This is a genomic window from Rothia sp. HSID18069 (assembly GCF_003989155.1).
Lineage (GTDB): Bacteria > Actinomycetota > Actinomycetes > Actinomycetales > Micrococcaceae > Rothia > Rothia aeria.
Map to the genome: position 1 here is coordinate 1 of NZ_RBMG01000001.1, position 13,666 is coordinate 13,666.

The 13,666-nt window shown below is 56.1% G+C and carries 14 protein-coding genes and 1 tRNA gene; 14 read left to right on the forward strand and 1 reads right to left on the reverse strand.

The window, feature by feature from the left end:
* Positions 1–416: 416 nt before the first annotated feature.
* The 9 genes from D8M41_RS00005 to D8M41_RS00045 all read left to right on the forward strand — a co-directional run bounded on the left by D8M41_RS00005 (position 417) and on the right by D8M41_RS00045 (position 7,985).
* Complete coding sequence (locus tag D8M41_RS00005) at positions 417–1,301, forward strand: DsbA family protein (RefSeq protein ID WP_126926195.1); 885 nt, start codon at positions 417–419, stop codon at positions 1,299–1,301.
* Between the two features lie 197 nt (positions 1,302–1,498).
* Positions 1,499–1,572, forward strand: a tRNA-Thr gene (locus D8M41_RS00010).
* A 130-nt stretch (positions 1,573–1,702) separates the two neighbouring features.
* Complete coding sequence (locus D8M41_RS00015) at positions 1,703–3,850, forward strand: acyltransferase family protein (RefSeq protein WP_051122156.1); 2,148 nt, start codon at positions 1,703–1,705, stop codon at positions 3,848–3,850.
* Positions 3,851–4,111: 261 nt separating this feature from the next.
* On the forward strand, positions 4,112–4,978 hold the full coding sequence (locus D8M41_RS00020; RefSeq protein ID WP_006889121.1) for an SGNH/GDSL hydrolase family protein: 867 nt from the start codon (positions 4,112–4,114) through the stop codon (positions 4,976–4,978).
* A 579-nt stretch (positions 4,979–5,557) separates the two neighbouring features.
* Positions 5,558–5,794 carry a 50S ribosomal protein L28 gene (gene rpmB, locus D8M41_RS00025; protein ID WP_006889129.1) on the forward strand — a complete coding sequence of 79 codons (237 nt, stop codon included), beginning with the start codon at positions 5,558–5,560 and terminating at the stop codon, positions 5,792–5,794.
* Positions 5,795–5,798: 4 nt separating this feature from the next.
* Positions 5,799–5,972: a 50S ribosomal protein L33 gene (rpmG, locus tag D8M41_RS00030; RefSeq protein ID WP_006889131.1), complete on the forward strand. Its 174-nt coding sequence runs from the start codon at positions 5,799–5,801 to the stop codon at positions 5,970–5,972.
* 3 nt (positions 5,973–5,975) lie between these two features.
* Complete coding sequence (rpsN, locus tag D8M41_RS00035; RefSeq protein WP_006889130.1) at positions 5,976–6,281, forward strand: 30S ribosomal protein S14; 306 nt, start codon at positions 5,976–5,978, stop codon at positions 6,279–6,281.
* A gap of 92 nt (positions 6,282–6,373) precedes the next feature.
* Positions 6,374–6,688, forward strand: coding sequence for an HU family DNA-binding protein (locus D8M41_RS00040; protein WP_006889128.1), 315 nt, complete (start codon positions 6,374–6,376; stop codon positions 6,686–6,688).
* A gap of 496 nt (positions 6,689–7,184) precedes the next feature.
* Positions 7,185–7,985, forward strand: coding sequence for a hypothetical protein (locus D8M41_RS00045; protein ID WP_023134302.1), 801 nt, complete (start codon positions 7,185–7,187; stop codon positions 7,983–7,985).
* 181 nt (positions 7,986–8,166) lie between these two features.
* Here D8M41_RS00045 and D8M41_RS00050 read toward each other — a convergent pair whose 3' ends face one another.
* Complete coding sequence (locus D8M41_RS00050; RefSeq protein WP_023134300.1) at positions 8,167–8,397, reverse strand: hypothetical protein; 231 nt, start codon at positions 8,395–8,397, stop codon at positions 8,167–8,169.
* Positions 8,398–9,233: 836 nt separating this feature from the next.
* Here D8M41_RS00050 and D8M41_RS00055 point away from each other — a divergent pair.
* The 5 genes from D8M41_RS00055 to D8M41_RS00070 all read left to right on the forward strand — a co-directional run bounded on the left by D8M41_RS00055 (position 9,234) and on the right by D8M41_RS00070 (position 13,087).
* Positions 9,234–9,842, forward strand: a complete 609-nt coding sequence (locus tag D8M41_RS00055) for a hypothetical protein (protein WP_006889123.1) — start codon at positions 9,234–9,236, stop codon at positions 9,840–9,842.
* A 332-nt stretch (positions 9,843–10,174) separates the two neighbouring features.
* Positions 10,175–10,321 carry a hypothetical protein gene (locus tag D8M41_RS11540; protein ID WP_006889124.1) on the forward strand — a complete coding sequence of 49 codons (147 nt, stop codon included), beginning with the start codon at positions 10,175–10,177 and terminating at the stop codon, positions 10,319–10,321.
* A gap of 440 nt (positions 10,322–10,761) precedes the next feature.
* Complete coding sequence (locus D8M41_RS00060) at positions 10,762–11,469, forward strand: hypothetical protein (RefSeq protein ID WP_126926196.1); 708 nt, start codon at positions 10,762–10,764, stop codon at positions 11,467–11,469.
* Between the two features lie 111 nt (positions 11,470–11,580).
* Positions 11,581–12,171, forward strand: coding sequence for a hypothetical protein (locus tag D8M41_RS00065; RefSeq protein WP_006888296.1), 591 nt, complete (start codon positions 11,581–11,583; stop codon positions 12,169–12,171).
* 250 nt (positions 12,172–12,421) lie between these two features.
* The gene (locus D8M41_RS00070; protein WP_006888295.1) at positions 12,422–13,087 is read left to right on the forward strand and encodes a hypothetical protein; all 666 of its coding nucleotides are present in this window, start codon (positions 12,422–12,424) and stop codon (positions 13,085–13,087) included.
* The last annotated feature ends 579 nt before the right edge of the window (positions 13,088–13,666 follow it).

Here is a 13,666-nt window from a genome sequence, read left to right on the forward strand (position 1 = left end):
CCCTGTGGTGTTGATGGTACTGCATCTTGGTGGGTGTGGGAGAGTAGATGGCTGCCGCAATTTTTTTTGTGAGTGGGGGTCCCCTTTGTGGGGGGCCTCCTTTTTTTGTGCCCCCAAGGGGGGGGTGGTTTTAGTGTGGGTGTGCTGCGTGCGTGTGTGGGGGTGTTTGGGGGTCTACACAAAAAGCCAGAGCTATAAGGCGCCTGGTATCTTCCTTCACCCCCGTATGAGAAACATGACATCACTATCTGCGTAAAGGCATATATTTGCGTCGTAAAATAAGCTGAGAGCGTGAGAAAACTCCGAAACTCCGCAGAAATCGACTGATGGCTGGAATATGCATCCTCTAGTTCGGTAGTCTAGACGGGGTAATAATAAGGCGCAGCGTCGTGCGTCCTACAAGAAAAGGAACAGGTATGTCGAACGATGCCCGTGAAAAGGCCCGTCAAATCGCGGCCAAACAGGCACGCAATAACCCAACAAAATCAAACCGTCGCCTGCTGCAGCTGGGTGTGCTAGCGGTTGTCCTAGTGGCCGTGATTATTGTCGGTTTTGTCTTCATTAATGGGCAGAAGCAGGATATTCCCAAGGCAGGACCCGTGCCAGCTAGTGCTAACGAATACGGCGGTATCGTTATTACCAAAGACGGAATCGTCAAGAATGCGTCAAAGCAGGATCAGCGAGACGCCGATAAACTCGGTACCTCCGATACATCCATTACTCCCTCTGCCAGCGGAAGCGCCACCCCGGAAGCCCTGCCGCTAGGCATAGAGAAAGCGGAAGAAGCCAAGAAGAACGGTAAGCCCGTACACGTGGTGATCTTCCAGGACTTTAACTGCCACCACTGCCGTGATTTTGAACAGGCAAACTACGAGACCATTAAGAAGCTCGTTGAGGACGGTTCCATTACCGTGGAATACCGTAATATGATCATTCTGGACCGTGGATCACCCACCCAGTACTCCGCGCGTACCGCAAACGCCGCCTATGCTGTGGCAAACCAGGTGAGTGCCGATAAGTACCTGGAGTTCCAGAAAGAACTCTTTGACCGGCAGGGCGGTGGGGACCTGAATAACCAGCAGATCGCCGACATCGCCGCAAAATACGGGGCGAATATTTCGAGCGACCTGAACGACAACAAGTGGCGCCCCCTCGTGAACGTGGTCAATGAAGAATCTCTCAAGAACGGTGTGCACGGCACTCCGGCGATCTACGCTGATGGGGAACAGTTCCCCGGGCCTAAATCCGAAGACTTCCCTAAGTGGGTTCAAGGAAAGATTGATGCCAAAAAGCAGCAGTAACAGGCTGGTCTGTGGTCGCCCGTATGGTGCGTAAAATAACCTCAGGGTAGCCATACCACGAGGTGGGTCGCATACCTGATACGATAAATGTGTCAGGTATGCGACCCACCCCACACATAAACTAGAGTGATGTAGCCGATACTGAGCGCCTAAAAGGGCAGGAAATCGCCCATCGTAGGGTAAACTAGAGGTCGTATGCCTCCTTAGCTCAGTTGGCCAGAGCATCGGTCTTGTAAACCGAGGGTCACCGGTTCGAATCCGGTAGGGGGCTCACCCAAAATCCTGATTCGTCCCTTCCGCCTGTGCGGATGCGCTGAATCAGGATTTTCTTTCATACAGGGCACACCGATACAAACTATAAACCAACCGCAAGCATTCACATCAACCATAGAATGGCAACCATGTCAGACCAACCGTCAGCACGCACCGCACCGGCTCGCCCACAGGAGCCTAAGACCCTCGAAAACTTCATTGAGACACGCGGCTTTCGCCCCGAAATTCAGGGGTTGCGAGCCTTCGCAGTGCTACTGGTCGTCTTCTACCACGTATGGTTCGGCAGGGTCTCCGGGGGAGTGGACGTGTTCCTCTTCATCTCGGCCTTCCTGCTCTCGTTGTCTTATCTCCGTAAAATCAATGAGGGTCGTCCGCTGAACCTCATTAACTATTGGCTGCACGTATTCCAGCGGCTGCTGCCCGTCGCTACCATCACCATTGCGGGTACGACCATTGCTGCGTTTTTCATTCTCGCGCCCAGCCGTTGGCCTGAGATTATGGCCGACGCCAAATCTTCGCTGTTCTACTACGAGAACTGGCACCTAGCGAATAGTTCAGTGGACTACTACGCCCAAAATGCGGCCGCGAAGACCCCCTTCCAGCACTTCTGGTCGCTCTCCATCCAGGGACAAATATTCCTTCTATGGCCTCTGCTGTTCGCCTTTGTTGCTTATCTGGTGCGCCGTCACAACTGGAACCTGCTCACCACAGCTGTGCTTGTTTTCAACACCGTGTTCGTGGCCTCCCTAACCTTCTCCATCATTGAGACTAGCGCAAACCAGGGGTACGCGTACTTTGACACTCGCACCCGCCTCTGGGAGTTTGCCATCGGAACCCTGTTGGCCATGCTCACCCTCAAATGGAAGGCCCCAGAGAAAGCACGCGTCATTATGGGCTGGGTGGGCATCATCGGGCTTGCCATCTGTGGTGCCGTGCTACCGGTGCAGCGGTCTTTCCCGGGCTTTCTCGCCCTGTGGCCGGTGCTCTCGGGGGCACTTGTCATTATGGCTGGCCGCACCAATAGCAAATGGGGCATAGACCGGCTGCTGGTCTCCCAACCGCTGCAGAACCTGGGTAACATATCCTACGCCCTGTACTTGGTGCACTGGCCTATCCTCATTCTCTACAGCGCCTCTGTTGGTAAAACCGGGGTAGACTTCCTGGAAGGGACCCTGATTATTGTGGTCTCCGTGGCGTTGGCATGGCTGCTGACCCGTTTCATCGAAAAACCGCTACGGTACCGTAAAGACCCGTTCGTGCCCTGGCTCATGATGAAACTACGGTTTAAAAAAGTGTTCGTGGTGAGCACCTGGGCAGATCAGGCTGCTTTCCTTGTCGCCATCTTCCTGCTCGCAGGGATCCCGCTTGCTGGTGCACAGGCGTGGGTGAGCGCATCCAACACCAAAGCCGTAGCCAAAGCAGAACAGAGTACTGGCGATGAACACTCAGAGTACCCTGGTGCGCGCGCCATCGGTACCAACCGGGTGACATCAAACGACAACCCCATCCCTTCTACCGACCCCAAAAGCCAGTATGAGCGCCTGGACGGGGCTTGCGATGGGGTGTTTAAACCCAGGGATGAGTCGCTTTCCAAATACTGCAATATCCAAACGTACGGTGCGGATGATGCCCCGCTGACCGTTATTGTGGGCAACTCGCATATCGAGCAGTCTATTGCTTCCTTCAAACCGATCGCGGAGCAGACCCACACCAACCTGCAAGCCTACCTGCTGGGAGGGTGCCTGTACCCGACCCGAGGTGTAAACGCATCCGACGAATGCAGCGAATTCAACCATAAGGTGACCGAGGAAATCCTCAAACGCAAACCCCAGACGGTGGTGTTAACCGCAACTGTGGCGGATGCGAAAACCAATGAGGAACGGGTCGACCCGGCGCTGGATGAGACCGTCAAAAAACTTACCGACGCCGGGATTCAGGTGATTGGTTTGCGGGATAACCCGCGTTATGACTTCAATGTGTACGAGTGCGCCCAAAAAGCCGGGTCGGATATGAGCTCCTGTGCTCGTCCCGTGAATGAGAAACTTGCTGATACCAACCCTTCCCGCGAGGTGCTAGACCGGTACGAAGGCGCGGTGACCATCGACCTGGCTGACCTGTACTGCCCTGAAGGAACCTGCCAGCCGATCATCGGGAATGTTTACGTGTACATGGACGATAACCACGTGACAAAAAGCTACGCTCGCACCATGGCGCACGCCATTTACGAGCGTGCATCCCGCAGCGGCTGGTTGGTGACCGGCAGACTCAAGTTCTAGGGAAGAGAATTCAAATAAGTCTGCCAACTGGTTTGACAATAAACTCAAGGCGCTCGGCAAAACCTCAACAATATTACCCGCTATGACGTTATACCTGCCGTGTCGCCAATGACCCGCACGACATGTTCGTTGTGGGGAGGAGTCGCGATGGGTAAACGCCTTCACAGGGCGAGCGTGCAGGAGGCAGGAACCCCAAAGGAGCAGGTGTCGTTTATGGGATACTGGCGTGTAGGCAAAACTGTGAGCTAGGGGAGGGGATCGGTGCTTCACCTTGATGAGGATGCTCGCCTGAACGGTGAGCCGGTACGCTATGTGGCCTTGGGAGATTCGTTTACTGAGGGGGTCGGAGATATTGATGAGTCCCGCCCGAATCAGGTGCGTGGCTGGGCCGATAGGGTGGCTGATGCGATAGGTGCCCGGGATGCGCAGGCGCAGTACGCAAACTTGGCGATCCGCGGGTATTTAATGGACCAGATCATGGATGAGCAGCTGGCCCGGGCTCTTGAGCTGAAGCCGAACCTGGTGAGTATTTACGGCGGGGGTAATGACATCATACGCCCCAACGTGGATATTGATGCGTTGGTGCAGCGCATGGATGATGCATTTGCTCTTTTGCGTGCCGAGGGTATTGAGGTGTTCACCATGACTGGTCTGGACATTTTGGGGGAAGGCCCGTTTGCCCGCACCCGTCCGCGCACGGCCTTGTATAACGAGCTGATCCGTGAGGTGGCTGAGAACAGGGGAGTGCACATTGTCGATTATTGGCGGATGCGTGATTTTGTGGATTGGCGGCTGTGGGCTCCCGATAAGCTGCATATGAACGAGTATGGGCACCAGAAGTTTGCGGCTCGGGTGCTGTCTTTATTGGGTCTTGAAGGCGCTGTGCCGGAGCCGCAGCTGCCGCCAGCGGTTGAGTTGAGCCGCCGTGAAGAGCTGGAGCAGAGCGCGCGCTGGGTGCGGGAGCACGCTCTGCCGTGGGTGGGGCGTAGGATCCGGGGAACCAGCTCTGGAGATGGGCTGCAGCCTAAGTATGCGGCGTTTCGTCCAGCGTTGTTTGAGTCTTCTGCCCGGGAGCTTGGCGGCGGTGTGGGTGTGCTCGCCGGCAAACATGCGGCGAACGCGGTGTAGTTTCCGGGTCAAAGGGAACACCGCTGGTGTGGAAGGCTGCGGCCTGTGCTTTTGCGGTTTAATGTCTTAATCGGTGCTTTAAGCTATTAATCTCACACAGCGAATTTCAGCTGTGTTATTTATTCAGGTTTTGGAGCACGCTAACACCCACTAAAATTATCCGCTACCGGGGTGAATAGGCGCTCTGACTTGCGCCAATACGGGACAGTGATAGAATATTCTGGTGGCTCTCTGGCCTGATGCTGGGTGGTTTCCGGGGTACCCTACGGGGTGCGCACCCTAAGGTTTTAGCGAGAAATCCGCAAAATTTATGGGGATTACCGGCGTCTAGGCTTGCGAGAGTGCCTTGAGTTACCTAGAATTTAAGGCTGTTCGTAGTGGTGAAAACGCCTCTCGACACTAATTTTAAGCTTCACCGTTTTTCCCGCGGCGGGGGCTGTTGCTCGGACTCTCACCCGGGTGGCGGTCTTGGACACTCTAGCCCGGCGAATAACCCGGTGCTTCTACATTGGTGACGGGACGCTTACGAGTAACATCGACTGCGTACCCGTCATAAAAATCAACCATAAGGAGTGAAACATGGCAGCAGTCTGCCAGGTGACCGGAGCTGTTCCCGGCTTTGGACACAGCATTTCGCACTCGCATCGCCGCAATAAGCGTCGATTCGATCCGAACGTTCAGAAGAAGACCTACTGGGTTCCTTCGCTTCGCCGTAAGGTAACCCTGAACGTGTCCGCCAAGGGCATTAAGGTGATCGATGTTCGTGGCATCGACGCCGTGGTCGCAGACATCATCGCACGCGGGGAGAAGATCTAGCATTATGGCATCTAAGAAGGCTAAGGATCTGCGTCCTATTATCAAGCTCAAGTCCACTGCTGGCACCGGGTTCACCTACGTGACCCGTAAGAACCGCCGCAACAACCCCGACCGTATGGTGCTGAAGAAGTACGATCCCGTCGTACGTAAGCACGTTGATTTCCGAGAGGAGCGCTAAATAATGGCCAAGAAGTCAAAGATTGCTCGTAATGAGCAGCGCAAGGTCATTGTGGCTCGTTACAACGAGAAGCGTCTTGCCCTGAAGAAGACGCTGATCGACGAGAACGCTACTCCCGAAGAGCGTGAGGCAGCACGCGTGGCGCTGCAGAAGCTGCCGCGTAACGCTTCCCCCGTTCGCGTTCGCAACCGTGACCAGATTGACGGCCGCCCGCGCGGTACCTTCCAGAAGTTTGGTATCTCCCGTGTGCGTTTCCGCGAGATGGCTCATCGTGGCGAACTGCCCGGCATTACTAAGTCGAGCTGGTAATTTCTGGTATTTTGTACCTAGGCAAAGTTATTTCTCACCGGAAAAAGCTTTGACTTAGTCGCAAATCTAAAGTCTCAGGAAGGGGCACCCTAATGGCTAAGAACCGTACCGAACTCGTTGCAGAGGTAGCAGAGAAGTCTGGCAAGAGCCAGGCAACCGTTAATGCAGTCCTCGACGCAGTGTTCCAGGTCTTCGAGACTTCCGTCTCCAAGGGCGAGAAGATCACCATCCCCGGGTGGCTGGCAATTGAGCGCACCGACCGTGCTGCTCGTACCGGCCGTAACCCGCAGACCGGCGAAACCATCCAGATTCCCGCTGGTCACGGCGTGAAGCTGACCGCAGGCTCCAAGCTGAAGGCAGCAGTCGCCACCAAGAAGAAGGCCGCCAAGACCACCAAGAAGAAGTAATTCTTGAGACTCTAAACTGTGAAGAGCCGCCTCCCCGCCGTATCGGTGGGGAGGCGGCTCTGTTTGTACGCGGCCGGTTCGCATACGAAGCAGGGAGCCAGCTTATACCGCAGATAAAAGGATGTGAAAGCCACAGGTGCTGGGTAGCTTTGTGCGGGGCTGCGGGATAGACATGTGGCGAATATTGTAGGCGGTTTCGGGTGGTTCACCCGCCGAAAACAGGGTTTATAACGTGTGACACGCCGGGCGTTCATGGTTTTCTCAGGGAAAACACAGGTTTTCTTAGCTGGGGCATAGTGGACGTTGCTATGATATGGATGGGGTGCCGCATGGTAGCTATGCGGCCAGCGGCCCCGCGCCGCTCCGGTAGAAGCCTCCACCCCGTACGCTGGGGCACGCAGTTCAGGGTCCGTCTGGGCTACGAGATACGGCGTTTATTCCGTCTTTCGGGAACGCCCAGCGATTCACACGCAGGATTAAGAAAAGGACTTTCCCTATGACACCCCGACAGAAAAAATACTATGCGGTGGTACCTCTAGCTCTTGCGGGTGTTTTGGTGTTGGGCGCCTGCGGAAAATCCCATGAGACCCGCCAGGCTTCGGACGCGGTGGCCTCAGCCCAGGCTGAGATGGCGAAACGGGCATCAGACTCAGCTTCTGCTTCCCCGTCCGCTTCAGCATCCGCCAGCTCCCACAGTGGTGGGGCTCACCGCTCTGAGGCACCCACCGCCGCACCGGTGCATGAGAGCACAGCAACGCATAATGCTCATGAGACGATAAACGGGGGAAATGGGGGGAATACTGAGGCCGCCGCAGCACCAAGTGCACGTGCCAGCGGTACCGCTGCACCTGCACCTGCACCTGCGGCCCAGAACGGACCCAGCCCCTCCGCCGCCGCCCCGCACGGTGGTGAACAGCAGCCACAGGGCGGAGCGACACAGGGACAAGGCTCCCAGAACGGTGGCGGTTCTTCCGTCAATATCTCGGGGGGTAACACTCAAGCAGTTGCCGCTGGCGGCGGGTGGAGCACTACCGAATCTGACGGCGATGTTGTCTCGGTAAACCCGGACGGCTCGTGGGTGAAAACCGAGCCTGATGGCGACGTGGTGACCGTGAATTCTGATGGCTCATGGACGAAACGTGAGAATGACGGGGACACTGTCACCGTCAACTCCGACGGCTCGTTTGTGATGATTGAGGACGGGGCTCCTTCACATGACCGGCCGGACGTTCCTGAGCTCCCCGCGAAGCCGAACCAGAACGCGACCACACCGAAAACACCGGTGCAGCCTCGCTAATAATGGCACACTGCAGTATGCCGGGGCGCTGACTCACAAGGCATGAGGTACCTACTTTTCGGTACAACCATTGTGCCGCTTAGCTGGGGCGCATACCAACCACGTGAGGAAAGAGCCCCTGATGAAAAGTTCCGCACGAAAACTGTATGTGCTGCTTTCTTGTACCGTAGCGGGTGTCTGCTTATTGAGCGCCTGCGGCGGCACCTCGAATGAGACCCGGCAGGCTTCGGATGCGGTGGCTTCGGCGCAGGCTGAAATCTCTAAAGGCGAAAGCGTCTTCGGAATCTGCCTCCAGTGCATCGCCTAGCACCAGTGCTACATTGGGCATGTCCCCCAGCTCATCTGACCACACCCCATCTGGCCACGCCCAGCCTTTAGAGCCTGAAAAGACAGCATCAGCCAACGCAGACACCAAGCAGCTCCCCGGCTGCTGCCAGTGAGGCCGCAGCTGGCGCGACCCCCAGTGTCAAAGCATCAACGGCATCTCCGCAACAAAACGAAACGGGCACCATCGATCTGGGGTTCGGCACGATTCAGGAAATCACCACCATTGAGAACGATGGTGCCTGGGAAGCGCGCAGTGCCCAGGGCACCACGGTGCAAGTTGATGACGATGGTACCTTCCGCGTGCTTAAGAGGGCGCAGCATCCAACGAGCCCCCGAAACTTCCAAAAGCTCCCGAAAAACCCGATAACTCGGCAGTTACCCCTGTCACTCCCGTACAACCCACAAAATCCATAACAGACAACATCTAGCCCGCTTGTGCGGGAATCTCCCACAACATACGGGAACAGCGTCGTTCCCACCTGACCCCCCCCATCCCCGGGTGCCGCATTAACGCCGATGCGGCACCCGGTTCTCACCAACAGGACGCATCGCCCCCGGCGGATGCAGACAGTAATAGCGGGGTAACGATGCTGGTGCGGCACAGCAAACACCTTTCATATCAGCAACGAAATCCTTAAGTCAGAATATTAAGATTTAACTATCACAGCTAAAGCACAGGTTTTCTAGGAGAAAACATAGAAAACCTTGATAAGCTGGGGATATCACCACAGGATGACAACATACAATCACATTAGGTTCAGCAGATTCTTAGCATTTGGCGACAGTTCCCCACGAACCCGAACCGGCGCCGAGAATCAATTTCCCTCCCCATACGGGACGCACACACCTGATCCTATAATGTGCTGTGGTTGTGCATCCACCCGGTGGTAGCCAACCGACCACCCTTGAAGGGACAAGACAATGAACGCATCTGTCAAGAAGACTTCCGCATTCCTGACCATTGCGGTCGCCGGTGCGCTCGCGCTGAGCGCTTGCGGTGGTTCTAATAACGCATCATCTTCCAATAGTTCTTCGAGCTCCAGCTCATCAAGCGCTTCATCAGCAGCCAGCTCTTCTGCGGCTGCGACTCAGGATGGTACCGCATCCAGTGCGGCAACTGGTAGCGCATCTGCTAGTGCTTCTGGTGGTGCCTCCGGTGCCGCAAGTAGTGGCGCGGCTGGTGCAGCTTCGGGTGCAGCATCCAGTGGGGCAAACGGCAACGTGACCATGGGTGAAGGCGGCGCTTGGACCCTCACAGAGGCTGACGGCGACACGATCACAGTCGCAGCAGATGGCTCATGGACCAAGACCGAACGTGACGGTGACACCGTATCGGTGCAGCCTGACGGCTCGTGGACTAAAACCGAACACGACGGCGACAGTGTGACGGTAAAACCTGACGGCTCGTACAATCAGGTTGAGCACGACGGTAAAGCAGATAAGCCAGACACCCCGGACGTGCCCGCAAAACCGAATGCTGAGGCCGCCAACCCTGTCAGCCCCGTCCAGCCCACTAAGAAACTAGGTTAGGGGCTCCGGCTCGTTCAACGGTTCAAAAACACGGATCTTGCTGAGGCTGGGTGCTGTATCCGCTACGGGATACGGCACCCAGTTGCCGTACATATGGAGGCTCCCCACACATTATGGGGTGCTTTTCACAGTTAAAACATAGCTTTTTATGGCAGAGGCATAGAAAACGACAGTAAATTTAAAAGGTCTCAACTGATGCGGAAAACCCCGCCCACACAGGCCAAATGGAGGCACACAGGCGACTGATGGTGCCCCGAATCGTTGCGGCATAGCATAACCGCATACTAACAATCACATAAGAAAGAACTTCCGATTATGACGGGTCGTGAACCATGAGAGACCCCAGCGGCAAAGTCACCGCTGTTGAGTATGACGGCACCCCTTCACCCAAGGACGGTACAGTAGTTGCTCCCCAGGTACCTGCTAAGCCGAACACTGACGTCAAAGACCCACGAACCCCCATCTCTCCAAGTAAGTAACCTGCTGCTAACTGCACATGAATAGAATGCCCCAGCGGTTACCGCATGGAGGTGGCACCAACCACTCTGAATAATAATCGGAGAATGATTGAGGTAAGTGTAATGTTTCATCCTCAGGATGCCTGACTGGTGACTGGGAAAAGGTATGGCAACGTTGAGATTTCGTAAAAATACAGCGGCGTAAGTAGCCTGTATTTTCTCGTCATGAGAGTGTCAGGATAGTGCTTCTAGAAAGTGTAATGTGTCGCCACGTTGTCAGCGGTTCTTTTCAGGTAGACTGAATATCAGTGCTTTAACGGCCTGCTAGGGGTGAAACCGGTTCCGCACCAGTGAAAGTAGCCGCTAGTGACACGCCCTGCCTTTATGCTGGCTCAACATATGTTGGGATAAGCGTCTGGGGCGGGGACACACACCGATATACACTACCGAAAGGTCTCTCGATGAAATACAAAAAAGCACCGGCCCTACTTTCTCTCGCCTTCGCTGGTGTGCTCGCCCTGAGCGCCTGCGGTGGAGGGTCTGCCTCCAACAACTCGAGCAGCAGCGCAAGCTCCTCCGCATCTTCAAGCGCGAGTTCCAGTGCTTCCGCATCGTCCTCCGCGTCAAGCAGTGCCAGCTCGGACAGCAGCGCAAGCTCCTCCGGGGCAGCTGATTCCAGTGCGTCTGCAGACAGTGATAGCACCGAATCAACCGCCGAGAGCTCCAGTGGTTCAGACTCCAGCAGCGGTGCAGCTGACTCTTCAGCTTCAGCAAAGAGCGGCTCAGGGTCAAGCTCCGCAGTTCAGGGCCTGGAAGACGTAAAAGTGAGCCCTGATGGTTCTTGGGTTGGAAAGTTCTCTGAGGAGGGTATCGAACTGTCTGTTGCTGCGGATGGGTCCTGGGTTATGAAAAAAGAGGGCCAAGGAACTATTAACGTTGCTGCTGATGGTTCGTGGGTTCGTAAAGGTAATGACGGTACCACGTTTACCACGAAGACCGATGGAACTTGGGTATACACTGATGCCGCGGGTAATACCGGAACCTCAGAGGACGGTAAGGCTAAGGTTACAATACCTAAAAGTCCAGACATGAGCGCTATCAAGCCGTCAAAAGACGCTACTACTCCAAAGACCCCTGTGCAGCCCAAGAAAGTTAACAGCAATTCTTAGGAGAATATCCTTCACCTAGCGCCCGTGCACAGGGCGATCTAGAGTCCCGGGCCGGTGCAGTTCAGCACCGGCCCGGGGCTACCTTTATCCACCACAAGCTATAAGGGGTGCGTGACTGATATGCAGAAAGGTTCGCCAATGACGGCTGCTCAAAACGTACCAGTTCTTCTCGTTACGGTTCTCACCGGTGTGCTGGCCCTCGCTCTAACCGGGTGCACCACCAGCGGTGCGAGTGCGCCCACCGGTACTGCCTCATCTGTAGCAGCTGACACCGAGCCCGCCGAAAACCCCGGCGGTGTGCACGCCCTGACCTTCAACACCGACACCGCAGTCGTGCAAACAGACGGTTCTTGGTTTGCCACCAACCCTGACGGAACTCAGCTGCACGTTAACCCCGACGGGTCATGGGCCGCAACCGGTAGCGACATAGGCACCATCACCGTAAACACCGACGGCTCATGGCGGTGGACCGGATCCCCCGAAGGTGGAGTTATTGACGTTAACCGTGACAGATCCTGGACCTGGATCGGCGGTATTAATAAAGGCAGTATGCGTGTTAAAACCGACGGAACCTACGACAACCCCGGAGGCGGCGGCACCCCCGTGCTCCCCGCAAAACCAGGTACACCCACGCCCGCCAGCGCACCCGGGGCGGCAACACCCAAAACCCCTATTAACCCCGCCATACCTGTAGAAAAATAGCGGCACCGCACCTTCTGTAAAACAACAGGCTGCTATCGTTACCTCTTTTCCCGGTGAACCTCAGAATTCGCAATGTGCAATGCGGCGGAAACTAAATGTACTCATACGCCCCGGGATGAGCGCCATGCATGAGGAAAACAGCCGCGCATTCTCAAAAATAAGCTGTAATTTTCCGGCGTTTACTGAGGTCACCCTGCTAAGCTAATAGCACCACACCGATATATGAGCCCCGTTGCATGAAAAGGACAAGATGAATACCGTCTTCAAAAATTCAAAAATATCTGTACTGACTGCTCTTAGCATCGCGGGGATGCTCACTCTTAGCGCCTGCGGCACCACCAACACCATCTCCGAAGACAGCGCATCCGCAACCCCCAGTGAAACCAGCAGCGCAAACACCACACCGAAGCCCACCGCCGGCGGCAGCAAAGGAACCGCAGCAGGCAAAACCACCGGTGGTGCAGGCGCAGAAACAAACCCGGGCACGGCAGGGGCATCCACCCAGGCGAACCCCCACGAAAAACCTAAGACCAGCACCAGCCCCAGTGCCGCCGAAACCAGTGCAGACGGCGGCACCCAGACGACTGGCAGCGGGCAGAAACCCGCAACCTCCGCAAGCAGCCCAGCCTGGAAGAACACCGAAAACGGCGGGGCAACCGTCACAGTGGGTACCGCAGGGTCTTGGACCCGCACCAACCCCAATGGTGACACCACCACAGTCAAAGCAGACGGCTCATGGGAAACCCGTTACGCCAACGGTGACACCGCAGAAGTGAGCGTAGACGGGGAATACACCGTTGTTAAAAACGGGTCTCCCACCACTGAAAAACCCGCAACACCGCAGGTTCCTGCTGTGCCCAGCGGGCAGAACGTCACCCCCAAAGCGCCAGCAGAACCCACACAGACCTCCAAATAGTTCCCTCCATTGAGCGGATAACACTGCTCCCCGAATGTTGGCCTCAAAAACAATCGGGGGGGGGGGGCGGCTTGTGCCTTGTTGCGGCCCCGACCCTAATAGCAGACAGAGACACACTACCTGCGGCAGGGGCGCCACGGTATCCCCGCTGCGGCAGTATCCCGCTACAGCTGAGGTGGGAGCCGCCTCGCCAACCCCCCACTGCTTCGGTGCTCTCGCTGTTCACAGGCGGGTATCACAGTATAAACACAGGTCAAACATAGCCACCCCTTATATAGTGGAACCTATCACTACCGCAAGCCCGCAACAATGCGGGTGCACGAACTGCGGCAGTACACCCCAAACCGTATACCAACCACCACAGAGGAAAACCCTCATGACCACCTCCACTAGAACCCCCTCCACGCTGCTGAGCTGACGGCCACGCCTTCACACAATCCCTTCGGGAAAGAAGCCGCCTACACCACCGTATGCGGCATGCGAACAACTGACCCGATAAGGCTGCCAGCTCATAAACCTGTGCGGAAAGAGCAGCGGCGCGTCAGTGCGGAAATAAGGCGCGCCGTACGGCTCAACCAC